This is a genomic window from Serratia sp. 201, assembly GCF_037027545.1.
Classification (GTDB): Bacteria; Pseudomonadota; Gammaproteobacteria; order Enterobacterales; family Enterobacteriaceae; genus Serratia; species Serratia bockelmannii.
Genome location: NZ_JAXCHC010000002.1, coordinates 332,715 through 349,554, shown reverse-complemented (window position 1 = coordinate 349,554; position 16,840 = coordinate 332,715). Strand labels below are relative to the sequence as shown.

General features: G+C 60.1%; 15 protein-coding genes and 1 tRNA gene. 9 read left to right on the top strand and 7 right to left on the bottom strand.

Annotated features, from left to right (window positions below):
• Positions 1 to 48 precede the first annotated feature (48 nt).
• Both WA302_RS09940 and WA302_RS09935 read left to right on the top strand, forming a co-directional pair.
• Positions 49 to 1,740, top strand: coding sequence for a sensor histidine kinase (locus WA302_RS09940; protein ID WP_336064457.1), 1,692 nt, complete (start codon positions 49 to 51; stop codon positions 1,738 to 1,740).
• Positions 1,737 to 2,471: a LytR/AlgR family response regulator transcription factor gene (locus WA302_RS09935; protein ID WP_025303751.1), complete on the top strand. Its 735-nt coding sequence runs from the start codon at positions 1,737 to 1,739 to the stop codon at positions 2,469 to 2,471. The genes WA302_RS09940 and WA302_RS09935 overlap by 4 nt, the downstream gene beginning before the upstream one ends.
• 4 nt (positions 2,472 to 2,475) lie before the next feature.
• Here WA302_RS09935 and WA302_RS09930 read toward each other — a convergent pair whose 3' ends face one another.
• Positions 2,476 to 2,808, bottom strand: a complete 333-nt coding sequence (locus tag WA302_RS09930; RefSeq protein ID WP_025303752.1) for a DUF2502 domain-containing protein — start codon at positions 2,806 to 2,808, stop codon at positions 2,476 to 2,478.
• A 397-nt stretch (positions 2,809 to 3,205) separates the two neighbouring features.
• On the opposite strand from WA302_RS09930, the gene WA302_RS09925 reads away from it, so the two are divergent.
• Complete coding sequence (locus WA302_RS09925) at positions 3,206 to 4,435, top strand: L-lactate MFS transporter (protein ID WP_238969545.1); 1,230 nt, start codon at positions 3,206 to 3,208, stop codon at positions 4,433 to 4,435.
• 70 nt (positions 4,436 to 4,505) lie between these two features.
• Here WA302_RS09925 and glk read toward each other — a convergent pair whose 3' ends face one another.
• Complete coding sequence (glk, locus tag WA302_RS09920) at positions 4,506 to 5,468, bottom strand: glucokinase (protein WP_060447972.1); 963 nt, start codon at positions 5,466 to 5,468, stop codon at positions 4,506 to 4,508.
• Positions 5,469 to 5,778: 310 nt separating this feature from the next.
• Here glk and WA302_RS09915 point away from each other — a divergent pair, with 310 nt between their 5' ends.
• Entirely contained in the window at positions 5,779 to 7,026 is a 1,248-nt protein-coding gene (locus WA302_RS09915; RefSeq protein ID WP_025303755.1) for an ion channel protein, read from the top strand.
• Here the strand turns inward: WA302_RS09915 and WA302_RS09910 are convergent.
• Positions 7,023 to 7,715, bottom strand: a complete 693-nt coding sequence (locus WA302_RS09910) for an aspartate/glutamate racemase family protein (RefSeq protein ID WP_025303756.1) — start codon at positions 7,713 to 7,715, stop codon at positions 7,023 to 7,025. The genes WA302_RS09915 and WA302_RS09910 overlap by 4 nt on opposite strands.
• 66 nt (positions 7,716 to 7,781) lie before the next feature.
• Positions 7,782 to 8,234, bottom strand: a complete 453-nt coding sequence (locus WA302_RS09905) for a multidrug/biocide efflux PACE transporter (protein WP_049203745.1) — start codon at positions 8,232 to 8,234, stop codon at positions 7,782 to 7,784.
• Positions 8,235 to 8,330: 96 nt separating this feature from the next.
• Here WA302_RS09905 and WA302_RS09900 point away from each other — a divergent pair, with 96 nt between their 5' ends.
• The gene (locus WA302_RS09900; RefSeq protein ID WP_025303758.1) at positions 8,331 to 9,200 is read left to right on the top strand and encodes a LysR family transcriptional regulator; all 870 of its coding nucleotides are present in this window, start codon (positions 8,331 to 8,333) and stop codon (positions 9,198 to 9,200) included.
• Here WA302_RS09900 and WA302_RS09895 read toward each other — a convergent pair.
• Positions 9,197 to 10,858 carry an alpha-keto acid decarboxylase family protein gene (locus WA302_RS09895; RefSeq protein WP_164063898.1) on the bottom strand — a complete coding sequence of 554 codons (1,662 nt, stop codon included), beginning with the start codon at positions 10,856 to 10,858 and terminating at the stop codon, positions 9,197 to 9,199. The genes WA302_RS09900 and WA302_RS09895 overlap by 4 nt on opposite strands.
• Before the next feature lie 188 nt (positions 10,859 to 11,046).
• Between WA302_RS09895 and mgrA the strand changes: the two genes are divergently transcribed.
• Together mgrA and WA302_RS09885 are read left to right on the top strand one after the other, a co-directional pair.
• Positions 11,047 to 12,036 (top strand): L-glyceraldehyde 3-phosphate reductase, encoded by a 990-nt coding sequence (gene mgrA, locus WA302_RS09890; protein WP_099816968.1) that lies wholly within the window; start codon positions 11,047 to 11,049, stop codon positions 12,034 to 12,036.
• A 223-nt stretch (positions 12,037 to 12,259) separates the two neighbouring features.
• Complete coding sequence (locus tag WA302_RS09885; protein WP_025303761.1) at positions 12,260 to 12,670, top strand: DUF2502 domain-containing protein; 411 nt, start codon at positions 12,260 to 12,262, stop codon at positions 12,668 to 12,670.
• Between the two features lie 41 nt (positions 12,671 to 12,711).
• Here the strand turns inward: WA302_RS09885 and WA302_RS09880 are convergent, their stop codons facing one another.
• Positions 12,712 to 13,947, bottom strand: a complete 1,236-nt coding sequence (locus WA302_RS09880) for an Nramp family divalent metal transporter (protein WP_149570106.1) — start codon at positions 13,945 to 13,947, stop codon at positions 12,712 to 12,714.
• Between the two features lie 377 nt (positions 13,948 to 14,324).
• Here WA302_RS09880 and WA302_RS09875 point away from each other — a divergent pair, with 377 nt between their 5' ends.
• Complete coding sequence (locus tag WA302_RS09875) at positions 14,325 to 15,512, top strand: NupC/NupG family nucleoside CNT transporter (RefSeq protein WP_004936373.1); 1,188 nt, start codon at positions 14,325 to 14,327, stop codon at positions 15,510 to 15,512.
• Positions 15,513 to 15,631: 119 nt separating this feature from the next.
• On the opposite strand, the gene WA302_RS09870 is transcribed toward WA302_RS09875, so the two are convergent.
• Positions 15,632 to 15,707 (bottom strand) — tRNA-Ala (locus WA302_RS09870).
• 308 nt (positions 15,708 to 16,015) lie between these two features.
• On the opposite strand from WA302_RS09870, the gene WA302_RS09865 reads away from it, so the two are divergent.
• A complete protein-coding gene (locus WA302_RS09865; protein WP_043143749.1) occupies positions 16,016 to 16,801 on the top strand; it encodes a formate/nitrite transporter family protein in 786 nt (261 codons plus the stop codon).
• The last annotated feature ends 39 nt before the right edge of the window (positions 16,802 to 16,840 follow it).

Below are 16,840 nucleotides of genomic sequence, written 5' to 3'. Positions count from 1 at the left end.
GCCATCCGTAAGCCGCAGCGAGAACCCGTCGTGCACCCTTTTTTTGAAATGCTGTTGGCGGTGTTTGATCGCGCCGCGCTGATGTTGATCTGTCTGTTTTTCCTGACCCGCACCCGGCTGTTCCGCCAACTGCTGCAAAAAGAAGACCATACGCCGCTCGAGCTCGGCATCGTCACGGCGATCTTCTCGCTGTTCGCGCTGTTCAGCACCTACTCCGGCATCAACGTCGAAGGATCGCTGGTTAACGTGCGCGTCATCGCCATCATGGCCGGCGGCATCCTGTTCGGCCCCTGGGTGGGGATCGTCACCGGCATCATCGCCGGCGTGCACCGTTATCTGATCGACATCGGCGGCATCACCTCGGTGCCTTGTCTTATCACCAGCATCATCGCCGGCATCAGCGCCGGTTACATCAACCTCAAGGTGAAAAAAGAGCAGCGCTGGCGTGCCGGCATCGTCGGCGGCATGCTGTGCGAATCCCTCACCATGCTGCTGATCGTGCTGTGGGCCAAGCCGACCGAGCTTGGACTGGACATCGTGTCGCAGATCGCCCTGCCGATGATCCTCGGTACGGTGTGCATCGGCCTGATCGTGCTGCTGGTACAGAGCGTCGAGGATGAGAAAGAAGTGATCGCCGCGCGCCAGGCCAAACTGGCGCTGGATATCGCCCACAAGACGCTGCCCTATTTCCGCAACATCAACAGCGAATCGCTGGCCACCATCTGCGATATCATTCGCCAGGACATCCGCGCCGACGCGGTGGCGATCACCGATACCCACCAGGTGCTGGCCTACGTCGGCGTAGGGCGTGAAGCCTACCCGATCGGCCGCGAAGGGCTGAGCCGCGTCACCCGCGAAAGCATTCGCCACGGCAAAATCATCATCAAGAACAACCTGGAAAACCCGGCCGCGCCGCAGATCCATTCGCAGCTGGTGGTACCGCTGTGGGAAAAAGGCGAAGTGACCGGCGCGCTGAAAATCTACTACTGCCACGCCCACCAGATCACCAACACACTGAAGGTGATGGCGGTCGGGCTGTCGCAGATCATCTCCACGCAGATGGAGGTTTCGCGCATCGAACACCTGCGCCAGATGGCGGATAAAGCCGAAATGCGCGCGCTGCAGAGCAAGATTAACCCGCACTTCCTGTTCAACGCGCTGAACGCCATCTCTTCCTCTATTCGCCTGAATCCGGACACCGCGCGCCAGCTGATCATTAACCTGTCGCGCTACCTGCGCTACAACCTGGAGCTGAACGACGAACTGATCGATATCCGCAAGGAGTTACATCAGATTCAGGACTATATCGCCATCGAACAGGCCCGCTTCGGCGCCAAGCTGACGGTGATCTACGACATCGACGACGATGTCTCGGTGCGCATTCCGAGCCTGCTGATCCAGCCGCTGGTGGAGAACGCCATCGTGCACGGCATCCAGCCCTGTAAGGGGAAAGGGGTGGTGGTGATCGCGGTGAAGGATCAGGGCGGCCGGGTGAAGATTTCGGTGAAGGATACCGGTAACGGCATCAACCAGGACACCATCGATCGGGTGGCGCGCAACGAAATGCCGGGCCACAATATCGGCCTGCTCAACGTGCATCACCGCGTGTCGCTGCTGTACGGTGAGGGGTTGCATATCCGCCGCCTGGAGCCGGGCACCGAAATCGCGTTCTACATCAGCAAAAACGGCGGCAAGCTGCATCAGGAACCAAGCGCGCCGCCGGTCGGGGAGGCCTCATGAAAGCCATCATCGTGGAAGACGAATTCCTCGCGCAGGAAGAACTCAGCTACCTGATCAAGAAACACAGCAATATCGATATCGTCGCCACCTTCGAGGATGGCCTCGACGTCCTCAAATACCTGCAGACTCACCAGGTCGACGCCATTTTCCTCGATATCAACATCCCGTCGCTGGACGGCGTGTTGCTGGCGCAAAACATCAGTAAATTCGCGCATCGCCCGTCGATTGTGTTCATCACCGCCTATAAAGAGCACGCGGTGGAAGCGTTCGAGATCGAAGCGTTCGACTATATCCTCAAGCCCTATCACGAGGCGCGCATCGTCACCATGCTGCAAAAACTGGAGGCGCTGCATCATCGCCCCGCCGGCGCGACGGAGCCGGCCAGCGCGCCGAGCCGCGGCAGCCATAGCATCAACCTGATCAAAGACGAGCGGATCATCGTTACCGACATCAACGACATCTATTACGCCGCCGCCGATGAAAAGGTGACGCGGGTCTATACCCGCCGGGAAGAGTTCGTGATGCCGATGAACATCACCGAGTTTTACGGCCGGCTCCCGGAAGAACATTTCTTCCGCTGCCATCGCTCTTACTGCGTTAACCTGGCGAAGATCCGCGAGATCGTCCCCTGGTTCAACAATACCTACATTCTGCGGCTGAGCGATCTCGAGTTTGAAGTGCCGGTCAGCCGCAGCAAGGTGAAAGAGTTCCGCAAGCTGATGCGCCTGTAAGCGCTTACCAGCGCGGGCCCGGACGGTAGTAATAGCCGGGCGGCGGCGGTGGCGGCATGCGGTAATGCGGCCGATCTCGCCAGTCGCGCCGCGGTGGCCCGTAGTAAATCACCCGTGGCGGCGGGCCGTAATAGTACCCGCGCGGGCGTTCATACCGGTGATGATCGGCCCACCAACGCGGATCGCGCCAGCGATAGCCGTCCCAGTAGTGGCCGCGATTATCGCGATCGCCGATATGCAACGACAGGCCAGGCACGTTCACGCCGATGGACACGTCGGCCTGGCTCGCCAGCGGCAGCGCCAGCAGCGCGGCCAGTAACAACAGCGTTTTTTTCATTTCATGGACTCCTGCAGAGCGGACCTCGTCCGATCGCAGATAACATAGTCCCGCGCTCATCGCCGCTCTATAGGCGCAATGCCGATTTACGCCTTTCAGACGCATCCTTCACAATTTCACCACAATCGTTCACCGCCGATTAACAATAAATCGTTGATATCTTTGATGTAGATCACGTGTCACCCCCGGCATTTCACGCGCTTTTCGGCGCAAAAACGGCAACTCACGCCGCATAACATGCATTTCATTCCTTCCGTCGTGCAACTCATTCCCGATCCGCCGCCCGCCGGGGGTGCCGGCCATATAATAAGCCCATACCGCGGGAACACAGATTCACCCCGCAAATTTCAGCCAACGGCTCACGCCCGGCAACGCACACACAGGAAGGAGACCGGCCATGAACACCAAACCGGCAAATCGCAGCTTAATCGTTCTCGGCACCATCATCTGTCAGATGGGTCTGGGCACCATCTACACCTGGAGCCTGTTCAACCAGCCGCTGGTCGACAAGTTCCACTGGGGGCTGGCAGACGTCGCCACCACCTTCTCCATCACCAGCTTCTTCCTGGCCTTCGCCACGCTGTTCGCCGGCAAGCTGCAAGAACGCTTCGGCATCCGCAATCTGACGCTGTGTTCCGGCATCCTGGTCGGCCTGGGTCTCATCGCCAGCGCCCACGTCAGCTCGCTTGACATGATTTACCTGCTGGCCGGCGTGGTGGTGGGCTTTGCGGTCGGTATCGCCTACATCTCCACCCTGTCCAACCTGATTAAGTGGTACCCCGCCAACAAAGGCCTGATTTCCGGCATCTCCGTCGGCGCCTTCGGCAGCGGTAGCCTGCTGTTCAAATACGTCAACGCCGCCCTGATCGCCGACGTCGGCGTTTCCGGTGCCTTCTTCTACTGGGGTGCCATCGTGATGGGCCTGATCGTCGTCGGCTCCCTGCTGCTGAAAGAGCCGGTGCTGGCGACCAACGCCGCACAGCCAGGCGCCAACGGTCTGGGTAACGACTACAGCGTACGTCAGATGCTGGCCACCAAAGAAGCCTACCTGCTGTTCACCATCTTCTTCGCTGCCTGCATGAGCGGTCTGTATCTGATTGGCATCGTGAAAGACATGGGCGTTCAACTGGCCGGGATGGACTTGGCCACCGCCGCCAACACAGTGTCCGCCGTCGCCATCTTCAACACCGCCGGCCGCATCATCCTGGGTACGCTGTCCGATAAAGTGGGCCGCATGCGCGTCATCAGCTTCACCATGCTGGTTACCGTGCTGGCGATTGTCGCCCTGAGCTTCATGACTCTGAACCACACGCTGTTCTTCATCTGCGTCGGCGCGGTGGCCTTCTGCTTCGGCGGCAACATCACCGTGTTCCCGGCGATTGTCGGCGACTTCTTCGGCCTGAAAAACCACAGCAAGAACTACGGCATCATCTACCAGGGCTTCGGCCTGGGCGCGCTGGCCGGTTCGTTCGTCGCCAAATACTTCGGCGGCTTCCACGCCACCTTTATGGTGATTGGCGTCCTGTCCGCCGCTTCTCTGCTGATTACGCTGTTCATCAAAGCGCCGAAGGCGGTGGCAGCGGAAACGGCAGAAACCGCCCAAACGGCGGAGCTGGCCAAAGCCTGATACCCCACGAAAACGACAAGGGGCGCAACCTGTGGGTTGCGCCCCTTTTTTTATCGTGCCGCCGCGTTGCTTACAGCTGCATGCCCAGCGTCTGGCGCAGATGCGCGCCGGCCCCCAGCAGGCCCGGTTGGCCATGGGTTATCATGAACACCGGAATGTCTCGCACATAGTCGCGGAAGCGCCCCTTGTCTTCGAAAGCGGCGCGGAAGCCCGAGGCCTTGAAGAATTCCATAAAGCGCGGCACGATGCCGCCGGCAATGTACACGCCGCCAAAGGTGCCCAGATTCAACGCCAGGTTGCCGCCGAAGCGCCCCATGATCACGCAAAACAGCGACAGCGCGCGGCGGCAATCGATGCAGCTGTCAGCCAACGCCCGCTCGGTGATGTCTTTCGGCTCCCATTTTTCCGGCAGGCGGTTGTCCGCCTTGACGATGGCGCGATACAGGTTGACCAGGCCCGGCCCGGACAGCACGCGCTCGGCGGAAACGTGCCCCACTTCACCGCGTAGCACCTCCAGAATAATGTCTTCTTCTTCGCTGTTCGGCGCGAAATCGACATGGCCGCCCTCGCCCGGCAGGCTGACCCAGCGGCGATCGACGTGCACCAGGTGGGCAACGCCCAGCCCGGTGCCGGCACCGTACACCGCGATCGGTTTGCCCGGCTGCGCATCGCCGCCGCCAAACTGCAGCACGTCGTCCGGCGAGAGCATCGGGATCGCCATCGAGACGGCGGTGAAATCGTTGATCACTTCCAGATGACTCAGCCCCAGGCTGGCCTTCATTTCTTTGATAGAGAACGCCCAGCTGTGGTTGGTCATCGCCACCCAGTCTTCCGTCACCGGGCAGGCGATCGCGATACAGGCATCCTGCACCTCGATATCGCACGCTTTCAGGTAGTGGCGGATCACCGCCTCCAGGCTGTCGAACTCCAGGCCGGAATAGGTTTTCGCCTGGGTAATTTCACCCGTCGCAACAGTGCACAACGCCAGGCGGGCATTGGTGCCGCCAACATCACCCACGAGGGCATAGGTCATTGATTTCGTCTCCGCAAAATGAAAAATAAAAAGCTGCCCACACTGTAAAATCCTGCTGCGAAAACAACAATCACCCGCCTCGGATCTGCGCCCCAATAGCGATCCGGATCACAAAAAACGTTTCAGCTTGCCTGTGATGCCGCGATTTGAAACAAATTGCGGCAAAAAACGCGCCGCCGCGACTGTTAACCGTCATCGACGCCGGGCAATATCAATGCGTGCCTGCTCGCCGATAGTCTGGCAAGCTGTGGCCACTGCCCAACCACCCGCTCTCCCTGCCCTGCATGGAGGCATCGACAAGGGATTATCCATGCTGCATCCGCGCGCCAATGCCATGTTGGCCTTTGCTTTGCCTGCGCTGATTATCGGTTCCGCCTCCAGTCTGGTGCTGCTATTGATGATGAAAGTCGCCGCTACGCTGCAGCAATGGCTGTGGGTGACGCTGCCCGACGCGCTGAGCCTGGATGCCCAGGCACCCTGGTGGCCGCTCGGCATGCTGACGCTGACCGGTGTGGCGGTCGGCCTGATCGTGCGCTATATGCCGGGCCATGCCGGGCCGGATCCGGCGACGGAATCGCTGATCGGCATGCCGCTGCCGCTCTCCGCCCTGCCGGGGCTGGGATTGGCGCTGATCGTCGGCCTGGCCGGCGGCGTCAGCCTGGGGCCGGAGAACCCGATCACCGCCATCAATATCGCGCTGGTAGCGGCGGCCGGCGCGCGCCTGCTGCCGAAGGTGCCGCGCATGGACTGGATCATCCTGGCGGCCGCGGGCACCATCGGCGCGATGTTCGGCACGCCGGTCGCCGCCGCGCTGATCTTCTCGCAAACCCTGGCGGGCAATAACGAAACGCCGCTGTGGGATCGGCTGTTCGCCCCGCTGGTGGCCGCCGCCGCCGGCGCGGTCACCACCCAGATGTTCTTCGTGCCCAATTTCGCCCTGCAGCTCGACGCCTACGACGTAACGCGACTGCCGGACATCTTCAGCGGCGCCATCGTGGCGCTGATCGCCATCGCGCTCGGCATGGTGGCGCTGTGGTGCTTCCCACACGTTCACCGCCTGTTCCATTCGATGAAGAATCCGGTGTTGATGTTAGGACTGGGTGGCTTTGTGCTGGGCCTGCTGGCGCTGGTGGGCGGAGAGATTACCCTGTTCAAAGGGCTGGATGAAATGAAGCGCCTCGCGGCAGACGGCAACTATTCGGTGCCGGCGCTGTTGACCGTTACCCTGACCAAGCTGGCGGCGCTGGTGATCGCCGCCGCCAGCGGCTTTCGCGGCGGGCGCATCTTCCCAGCGGTGTTCGTCGGGGTGGCGCTGGGGCTGATGCTGCACCAGCACGTTCCGGCGGTGCCGGCGGCGATCACCGTCTCCTGCGCCATTATGGGGCTGGTGCTGGTGGTCACGCGCGACGGCTGGCTCAGCCTGTTCATGGCAGTGGCGGTGGTGCCGGATCTGCACCTGCTGCCCGTCTTATGCATCGTGATGCTGCCCGCCTGGCTGACGCTGGCAGGCAAACCGCTGATGCTGGTGAACCGCCGGCAACCGCCGCACGACGATTAGTCCAGCGCGAACGCCGCGGCGGCGCGGGCGTGGATCGCGGTGGTGTCGAACACCGGCACCGACGCATCCCGCTCGCTCACCAGCAACCCTATCTCGGTGCAGCCGAAAATAATCCCCTGCGCGCCCTGTTGCTCCAGGTCGCTGATGATCCGGCGATACTCATCGCGCGAGGCGTCGCGAATGTTACCGAGGCACAGCTCGTCATAGATGATGCGGTGCACGATGTCACGATCGGCGCTGACCGGCGTCACCACATCAATGCCGTGCAATTCCTGCAGGCGGCCGCGGTAGAAGGTCTGCTCCATGGTAAAACGCGTGCCCAGCAGCCCGACGCGGCGAATGTTTTTTTCCCGCACCTGCAGCGCCGTGGCGTCGGCGATGTGAATCAGCGGCAGGCCGCTGGCCTGCTCGACCGCCTCCGCCACCTTGTGCATGGTGTTGGTGCAGATCACGATGGCTTCGGCGCCGGCGGCGCGCAAAGCCACGGCGGCCTCGGCCAGCAGCCGGCCGGCACCATCCCAATCGCCCTGATGCTGCAAGCGTTCAATTTCCTGAAAATCGACGCTGTAGAGCACGATTTTGGCCGAATGTAGCCCGCCGAGGCGCGCCTTTACCTGCTCGTTGATGGTGCGGTAATACGGAATGGTGGATTCCCAACTCATGCCGCCCAGCAGACCCAACACTTTCATCCTTCGTTCCTCAGCATTTCCGACGATCCTCTGACCTTACCTGAGAATCGCCGGGCTGACGACGCCTTATTTGACGCCGGAATTGATCGGCTGGCGCGCTTCGAACCAGCGCTGGCGCAGCGTGTCGTACAGCCAGTTATAGGCCATGGTGTACGGCAGGAAGAACAGGAAGAAACCGATTTCCAGCATAAACGCCTGCGCCCAGGAGATACTCAGCATCCAGGCGGCGATCGGCACGCCGATCAGGATAAAACCGGCTTCAAAGCCGACGGCGTGCAGCGCACGCACCTTCAGGTTACGCATCACCCGGCTGGCCGGCCACAGGCGGTCGAACACCGTGTTGTAAACCATGTTCCACAGCATCGCGACGGTGGAGAGCATCACCGCCAACGCACCGACCTGCACCATTGAGCGGTTCAGCAGCCACGCGCCCAGCGGGGCGCAAACCATCACGGCGATGGCCTCGAAACCGACGGCGTGGACGATACGTTCAATGAGAGACTTGTTTTGCAGTTGCATACATCACCTTTTTTTCAACAGTTGTTGCGAAAGCCAGGTGATTATCATCGCTTTTTTGGGTAGATTAAAAATAGATTCCATCGATAAAGTAGATACATGCACTATTCACCGGAAGCGTTACAGGCGTTCGTGGAAGCCGCCGCCCTCGGCTCATTTTCCGCCGCCGCGCGCAAGCTGCGTAAAAGCCAATCCACCGTCAGCACCGCCATCGCCAATCTGGAGGCCGACCTGGCATTAACGCTGTTCGATCGCAGCGCGCGCCAGCCGGTGCTCACCGCCGCCGGCCGCAAAGTGCTGGGGCACGTACAGGCGATCCTCGCGGCCAGCGAACGGCTCGATGCCCTGAGCATTCAGCTGGCGGGCGAGGTTGAACCGCGCCTGAGCATGGTGTTTTCCGATACCTACCAGCCCAAGCATCACGATCGGTTAATGCAGCTGTTCGAACAGCGCTACCCGGAAATTGAGCTGGAATGGATGATCGCCGAGGAAGGCGACGTTATCGATCTGCTGCAAAGCGGCCGCGCGCATTTGGGCATGGTAGAAGTGCAAAAACGTTATCCGCCGGATATCGCCTTCTCCCGGCTGCCTGAGCAGACCGAAATGGGGCTGTTCGTCGCCCATCAGCATCCGCTGGCGCAGGTCGCCGCGCCGACGCCAGAGCAATTGTCCAGCACCCGCCAACTGATCCTCAATACCTACACCGGCGCCGAGGCGGCCAGACAGGGTGGCCTGGTCTGGTCGGCGCCCAGCTATCTGCTGTTGCTGGAGATGGCGGAACAAGGATTCGGTTGGGCGGTGTTGCCGCACTGGCTGGTGCAGCAATACGGCCACGGCAGGCTCACCCAGCTGCGGCCGCGCGGCTGGCCAAAACTGATTTCGGTGGATGCGGTATGGTCCAAACTGACCCCGCCGGGCCCGGCGGGGTTCTGGATGCTGGAGCGCCTACTGGGCGATACCCTGCCCTAAGCGGCGGCGTTGCGCGCCTGAATGGCGCGGGAGACGGTATCGAGAAGTTCCGGAATGTCCATCTTCGGCAGCATCACTTCGATGAAGGCCAGCCGTTCGTCGTCCGCTACCTCGCGCAGCGCCTGACGCAATCCGTCCGGATCGCTGACCCGCAACGCCTTCACCGGCCGCTCACCGGCCAACGCCGACGGCAGCTGCGTCCAGTTCCAGCGCGCGATGTCGTTATAACGTTGCTCCGGCCCGTGGATCGCGCGTTCAACGGTATACCCCTGATTGTTCAGCACGAAGATCACCGGCTTAAGCCCGTCGCGCAGCATCGATCCCAGTTCCTGCACGGTCAACTGCGCGGCGCCGTCGCCGATCAGCAATACTGCCCGACGCTCCGGTTCGGCAGTCTGCACGCCGAACGTCGCCGGCAGGGTATAGCCGATCGATCCCCAGAGCGACTGCACGATCAGCCGGCAGCCGCGCGGCAACGTCAGCGCCGCCGCGCCGAAACAGGCGGTGCCCTGATCGGCCAGCACGATATCCCCCGGCCGCAGGAAATCCTGTATCTGCCGCCAGAAGGCGTGCTGATCCAACCCTTCCCCATTGCCTTCCGGCAGGGCCGGGCGGACGATCGGCGGCAACGGCCAACGCGACGCCAGCGACAGACTCAGGCGATGCAGCGCCTGTACCGCCTCGCGCATCGGGATGCGGCTAAAACACCGCCGCCCAACCCAGGCTTCGAACGGCTGAATATCGATGCATTTTTCCACCGGCAGATGATGCGTGAAACCGGCGGTAATGGTGTCGGTGAGACGCACCCCGACGTTGATCACCACATCGGCGTTTTCGATAAGCTGTTTCACCGCCGGATCGCTGGCGCCGCCACAGTAGGTACCAACAAAACCGGTGCGGTTCTCATCCAGCACGCCTTTGCCAAGCAGCAGCGTAGCGTGCGGAATGTCGACCTCCTGCAGCCACTCGTCCAGCACCCCTTCGGCGCCGAAGCGATCGGCCAGGAAATCCGCCAACAATGACACCCGCCGCGCCGACAGCAGCTTTTCGCGCGCCGCGGCGATAAATGCCTGCAATGCGCTCTGCGACAGTTTGGCCTGGCGCAGCATCAGCGGCGCCGGTTTACTCGGCAGCGGCGCCTGCGCGACGTCGCTGGGCAACATCAGATAAACCGGGCGATGTTCCAGCAAGGCGACGCCGATCAGGCGGTCTATCTCCATCGCGGCGTTATCAGCGGTCAGATTGGCCTGCGCGACGGTCACCTCTTTGGCGATCCGGGCGAAGTGGGTGAAGTCGCCATCCCCCAGCGAATGATGCAACAAATCACCGGCGCGCTGGGCGCGCTGCGCCGGGGTGCCGACCACGTGGATCACCGGCAGGTATTCGGCGTAGCTGCCGGCCACCCCGTTCAACGCGCTTAGCTCGCCGACGCCAAACGTGGTGAGCAGCGCGGCCGCCGGTTTGCAGCGCGCGTAGCCATCGGCGGCGTAGGCGGCGTTCAATTCGTTGGCGCAGCCTACCCAGGTGATTTGCGGATGAGCGAGAACATGATCAAGAAATTGCAGGTTGTAATCCCCCGGCACGCCGAAGAAATGACGGATGCCGATTTGGGCCAGACGATCGAGAAGATAATCGGCCACCGTATAGGTCTGAGTCATGATCATCACCTGTCTGCAGCTGGAGCGATTATCTTAATTATCGAAGATGCCGTTCAAATTTCGAACAAACGCTCCGGCATCGAACGGCAACCTGGCGTTACATGCCGGCGCTGTGATCGCTCCCCCGGCAGCACGGTGTGGAAACGTATACACTCAAAGCACTTCACCTCTCGCCGACAAGGATAACTATGTCCTACCAAGCCTCCCCTACGCGTTATCAAGATATGGAATACCGGCGCTGTGGCCGCAGCGGGCTGAAGCTGCCCGCCGTCTCGCTCGGGCTGTGGCACAACTTCGGCGACGCCACGCTGTATGACAACGCCCGCGGCCTGATCCGCTGCGCCTTCGATCGCGGCATTACCCATTTCGATCTGGCCAATAACTACGGCCCGCCGCCCGGCGCCGCCGAGGAGAACTTTGGCCGCATGCTCAACGCCGATCTGCGGGCCTGGCGCGATGAGCTGATCGTCTCATCCAAAGCCGGTTACACCATGTGGCCCGGCCCCTACGGCGATTGGGGCTCGAAAAAGTACCTGGTCGCCAGCCTCGATCAGAGCCTGAAGCGCATGGGATTGGAGTATGTGGATATCTTTTACCACCACCGGCCGGATCCGGACACGCCGCTGGAAGAAACCATGGCGGCGCTGGATTTGTTGGTGCGCCAGGGCAAAGCGCTGTATGTCGGCCTGTCCAACTACCCGGCCGAGCGCGCGCGGCAGGCGTTCGACATTCTGCAGCGGCTCGGTACGCCGTGCGTGATCCACCAGCCCAAGTATTCGATGTTGGAACGCACGCCGGAGGCGGAATTGCTGGATACGCTGGCGGAGCATGGCGTCGGCGCGATCGCCTTCTCGCCGCTGGCGGGCGGCCTGCTGACCGACCGCTACCTGCACGGCGTCCCGCAAGATTCCCGCGCCGCCAGCGGCAGCCGCTTCCTGCAGCCGGAGCAGTTGACCGACGAGCGGCTGGACAAGGTGCGCCGCCTCGATGCGCTGGCGCGGCAACGCGGGCAGAAGCTGTCGCAGATGGCGCTGGCCTGGGTGCTGCGCGGCGATCGCGTTACCTCGGTGCTGATCGGCGCCAGTAAGAATGCGCAGATAGAAGACGCGGTGGGCATGCTGGCCAATCGTCACTTCAGTGAAGAAGAGCTCGCGCAGATCGAGAAAATCTTATTGTAATCGTTTACAAATTCCGCCGCTCAATCGAGCGGCGAGACTCCAGAAAAATCTCAAATCTTGGCCTCCCGCATCGTTTTCAGAGTGGCTCTCAGATTCAACCCTATGCGCTGGCGCTATGATGCCGATATTGCAGCAAAATAACGATAAGGCCGCTTTTTTAAACTGATGAACGCGCTTCATAAAGTGACAAACGGCCAAGCCGCGCAAGCGGGAAGGAGAAGCCATGTTTAAACCTCTGCTCTTGGCCGCCATCTTGGCGGCGACGGTACTGCCCGCCGCACAGCAAGCACACGCCGAAGGGATCAGCATCGATCTGATGCCGGGCGTTTCACTGCGCATCGGCGATCAGGACAATCGCGGCCGTTACTGGGACGGTTACGACTGGCGCGATCGCGACTGGTGGCAAGGCCATCAGGGGCGCTATCTCGGCGACCGCAGCCGTCGCGGTTACTACTGGGACGGCTATCGCTGGCGCGACCGCGACTACTGGCGCAAACACTATTACTATCATGAAGGACGCTATCGTAAATACGACAAGCATTACGATAAGCACCATTGGAAGAAAGAGAAAAAGCACCACCACGATCATGACCGCGATCGCTGGCGCCGCCACGGCGATGACGACCGCGATTAACGACGACGGGCCGGCGTAATGCCGGCCCGCGTTTTTTTTGCCTACAGCACGCTGCCGATCAGCAGGTAGCCGTTCAATCCCACCACCACCAGTACGATCAGCTTGCCCAGGTTTTGCACCAGCGGGCCGTTGACCATTTCCCCCATCAGCGCCCGATTACCGGTGAAAGCCAGCAGCGGCACCAGCGCCAGCGCAATGCCGAAGCTGAGCAGCACCTGACTCAGCACCAGAATGCGCGTGGCGTCCATTCCCAGCATGATAACGATAAACGACGGCAGCATGGTCACCGCGCGACGCAGCCACAGCGGGATATGGAAATGCACAAACCCCTGCATCACCACCTGCCCCGCCAGCGTGCCCACCACGGTAGAGGAGAGACCGGCGGCCACCAGGCTCAGGCCAAACACGGTGGCGGCGGCTTGCCCGAGCAGCGGTTGCAGCGTCAGATAGGCCACGTCGAGATCGGCGATACCGCTGTGGCCGCTGAAATGAAACGCGGCGGCGGCAGTGGCCATCATCGCCAGGTTGACGAAACCGGCGATGGTCATGGCGACGGCGACGTCGACTTTGGTGGCGGCATAGCGCTCCGCCTTATCGTGCTCACCGCCGACTTGGGTGAGCGACGAATGCAGGTAGATCACGTGCGGCATGATGGTGGCGCCCAATACCCCGGCGGCCAGAAATACCGCGTCACCGTTGGGCAGATCGGGCAGCGCCATCCCCTTCAGCAGCGGCGAAAGCTGCGGCTGAGAGAATGCCAGCTCGACGATGTAAGCGGCGGCGACGAATAGCAGCAGGCCGCCAATCACCCGCTCCAGCGGCTTTTGCCCGCGTTTTTGCAGCATCAAAATTAAAAAGGTGGCGATGCCGGTCAGCACCGCGCCCTGCAACAGGGAAATCCCGAGCAGCAGCTTGAAGCCGATCGCCGCGCCGATAAACTCGGCCAGGTCGGTCGCCATGGCGATGATCTCCGCCTGCACCCAATAGGCCCACACCGCCGGCCGCGGAAAGCGATCGCGAATGTGCTCAGCCAGGTTTTTTCCGGTAGCGATGCCCAGCTTGGCAGACAACAGTTGGATCAGCATCGCCATCACGTTGGCCCAGACCACGACCCACAGCAGGCTGTAGCCGAACGAGGCGCCGGCCTGGATGTTGGTGGCGAAGTTACCGGGATCGATATAGCCGATAGCGGCGATGAAGGCGGGCCCCATCAGCGAGAGTTTGATTTTTCTGGCGGAGCGACCGGGGGTGGTTTCAACCACGCGACTGTTCAGCATATGTTGAACCCTTACTGAAATTACGTTTATCTCCACTCTATATAAATGATAATAATTATCAAGCGCATTTAGAGCGGTAAAACTTATCTCTGTAATAGCCAACATTAATGGTTTTATCGAAGGGTCCGACACCAAGCATGCCGATTTCCGTGCTTTTGGGATGGGATTTTAGCTGCAATACCCCTGAAAGACAGGTTAGCACAAGAATACGAATTTCCTATCTCTGCGTTAACATCTTGATTTTTTATGCTTTTGCGCAACACTTTAGGAGAATTCCCGCTATGATTTTCCATATTTGCAATAGAAGTCTCGTTTTTAAACGTAGCGTTACATAAAATGACAGCCGAAATTCAGCCTGCCTCAAATTTGGAGCAAACATGTCCCATATTGCGCACTTTGCGTTGGCGATAGTAGTGGTGGCGATCCTGGCCCTGTTGGTGTGCCGCGATCGTAAAAGCATCCGCATTCGCTATGTTATTCAATTATTGGTTATCGAAGTACTGCTGGCCTACTTTTTCCTGCATTCGGAAGCGGGTTTGGGCTTCGTAAAAGGATTCGCCGCGCTGTTTGACAAACTGCTCGGGTTTGCGGGACAAGGGACTGATTTCGTGTTCGGCGGCATGGGCGACAAAGGCCTGGCGTTCTTCTTCCTGAAGGTGCTGTGCCCGATCGTCTTCATTTCGGCGCTGATCGGTATTCTGCAGTACATCAAAGTGCTGCCTTTCATCATCCGCATTATCGGTACCGTGCTGTCGAAAGTGAACGGCATGGGCAAGCTGGAGTCGTTCAACGCCGTCAGCTCGCTGATCCTGGGCCAATCCGAAAACTTCATCGCCTACAAGGATATCCTGGGCAAGATGTCGGAAAAGCGCATGTACACCATGGCGGCAACCGCGATGTCTACGGTGTCCATGTCTATCGTCGGCGCCTACATGACCATGCTGGACGCCAAGTTCGTGGTGGCGGCACTGGTATTGAACATGTTCAGCACCTTTATCGTGCTGTCGCTGGTCAACCCGTACGACACCAATAAAGAAGAAGAGCTGCATCTGGGCAATCTGCACGAAGGCCAGAGCTTCTTCGAAATGCTGGGTGAATATATCCTGGCCGGCTTCAAAGTAGCGATTATCGTCGCCGCGATGCTGATTGGCTTCATCGCCCTGATCGCCGCGCTCAATGGCGTATTCAGCGCTATCTTCGGCCTGAGCTTCCAGGAAATCCTCGGTTACTTCTTCTATCCGTTCGCCTGGATCATGGGCATTCCTAAACACGAAGCCCTGCAGGTCGGCAGCATCATGGCCACCAAGCTGGTTTCCAACGAATTCGTGGCCATGATGGAGCTGCAGAAAGTCTCTGCCGAGCTGTCGCCGCGCAGCCTGGGGATCCTGTCGGTGTTCCTGGTGTCCTTCGCCAACTTCTCTTCCATCGGCATCGTGGCCGGTGCGATCAAGGGCCTGAACGAACACCAGGGCAACGTGGTGTCGCGCTTTGGTCTGAAGCTGGTGTACGGCTCTACGCTGGTCAGCATCCTGTCCGCTTCCATCGCGGGTCTGGTGCTGGGCTAAGCCTCGAACCGACGACGATAACAAGGCGCCTGCGGGCGCCTTTTTTATTGCTTGGCATTCGGCGAAGGATAAATGACGAAAAGCAAAAAGCCGACCCTAGGGTCGGCTTTTTTAAATGGTGGTGGAGCTAGACGGGATCGAACCGTCGACCTCTTGCATGCCATGCAAGCGCTCTCCCAGCTGAGCTATAGCCCCGTTCCACAATCACTTTGTGCTGTGAACGGGGCGCATAATATGAAACCCATTCAAAGCTGTCAACGGCTAAATTGAATTACTGAATCAAGCGTTGAAAAAGCCGCCAAATCAGCATCTTTGGCGCCAAAAAATCATCAGTTTGTGCAGAGTTCATCCATTTTGCGCGCTACATCTCAAAATAGCAAAAGACCCTGCATATCACGTTGATTTTTAATTAACGGAATGTTAGCGAAATGCGCTTGAGTCGGGCTCCCGAGCGGCATAGACTGCCCGCGCCATAAACTTTATTACTATAAACCGAGTCCGTCATGTCTTTGCATTCACCAAAAGAAATCGCCGCCCTCGCCGTTCAGGCCGGGGTAAACAAAAGCCGCGCCCCTCTCGCTAATCTGTTGATTCTGGGCTTTCTCGCCGGCGCCTTTATCGCCACCGGCTTCCTGCTGGATATTCACGTCATCGGCACCCTGCCGGCTGAATGGGGCTCTTTCGGCGCCCTATTGGGCGCCGCGGTCTTCCCTATCGGTTTGATCCTGACCATTCTGGCCGGCGGCGAACTGCTGACCGGCAACATGATGACCTTGCCGATGGCCTGGTTTGCCCGCGAAATCCCCGCCATCGCCGTGCTGCGCAACTGGTTTTGGGTCACTCTGGCCAACCTGGCCGGCAGCGTGGCCGTCGCGTACTTCTTCGGCCATTTGCTGGGCCTGACCGAAGGCGCGTTCTTGCATAAGACGCTGGCGATCGCGCAGGCCAAAGTGGATGCGGACTTCCTGCACGCCTTCATTTCCGGCGTCGGCTGCAACTGGCTGGTGTGCCTGGCGGTGTGGTTAGCCTTCGCCAGCAAAGATGTGCCGGGCAAAGTGATCGGCATGTGGTTCCCTGTCATGGCTTTTGTCGCCATCGGCTTCCAGCACGTGGTGGCGAATATGTTCATCATCCCGGCGGCCATCTTTGCCGGCGGGATGGGTTGGGAACAGTATCTGCCTAATTTCGTCGCGGTATTTCTCGGCAATGCGCTGGGCGGCGCCGGCTTTGTCGGGCTGATGTATTTCATCGCCTACCGTCCGGGTTTGCCGGCCGGCGAACAAGCCTGACAGCAAGCAATAAAAAAGCCCCGGGATCGCTCCACGGGG

Bases quoted from the DNA above. Each gene is read 5' to 3' on its own strand.
- WA302_RS09940 (WP_336064457.1), top strand. From the start codon at position 49: ATGCTGTTGGCGGTGTTTGATCGCGCCGCGCTGATGTTGATCTGTCTG.
- WA302_RS09935 (WP_025303751.1), top strand. From the start codon at position 1,737: ATGAAAGCCATCATCGTGGAAGACGAATTCCTCGCGCAGGAAGAACTC.
- WA302_RS09930 (WP_025303752.1), bottom strand. From the start codon at position 2,808: ATGAAAAAAACGCTGTTGTTACTGGCCGCGCTGCTGGCGCTGCCGCTG.
- WA302_RS09925 (WP_238969545.1), top strand. From the start codon at position 3,206: ATGAACACCAAACCGGCAAATCGCAGCTTAATCGTTCTCGGCACCATC.
- glk (WP_060447972.1), bottom strand. From the start codon at position 5,468: ATGACCTATGCCCTCGTGGGTGATGTTGGCGGCACCAATGCCCGCCTG.
- WA302_RS09915 (WP_025303755.1), top strand. From the start codon at position 5,779: ATGCTGCATCCGCGCGCCAATGCCATGTTGGCCTTTGCTTTGCCTGCG.
- WA302_RS09910 (WP_025303756.1), bottom strand. From the start codon at position 7,715: ATGAAAGTGTTGGGTCTGCTGGGCGGCATGAGTTGGGAATCCACCATT.
- WA302_RS09905 (WP_049203745.1), bottom strand. From the start codon at position 8,234: ATGCAACTGCAAAACAAGTCTCTCATTGAACGTATCGTCCACGCCGTC.
- WA302_RS09900 (WP_025303758.1), top strand. From the start codon at position 8,331: ATGCACTATTCACCGGAAGCGTTACAGGCGTTCGTGGAAGCCGCCGCC.
- WA302_RS09895 (WP_164063898.1), bottom strand. From the start codon at position 10,858: ATGACTCAGACCTATACGGTGGCCGATTATCTTCTCGATCGTCTGGCC.
- mgrA (WP_099816968.1), top strand. From the start codon at position 11,047: ATGTCCTACCAAGCCTCCCCTACGCGTTATCAAGATATGGAATACCGG.
- WA302_RS09885 (WP_025303761.1), top strand. From the start codon at position 12,260: ATGTTTAAACCTCTGCTCTTGGCCGCCATCTTGGCGGCGACGGTACTG.
- WA302_RS09880 (WP_149570106.1), bottom strand. From the start codon at position 13,947: ATGCTGAACAGTCGCGTGGTTGAAACCACCCCCGGTCGCTCCGCCAGA.
- WA302_RS09875 (WP_004936373.1), top strand. From the start codon at position 14,325: ATGTCCCATATTGCGCACTTTGCGTTGGCGATAGTAGTGGTGGCGATC.
- WA302_RS09865 (WP_043143749.1), top strand. From the start codon at position 16,016: ATGTCTTTGCATTCACCAAAAGAAATCGCCGCCCTCGCCGTTCAGGCC.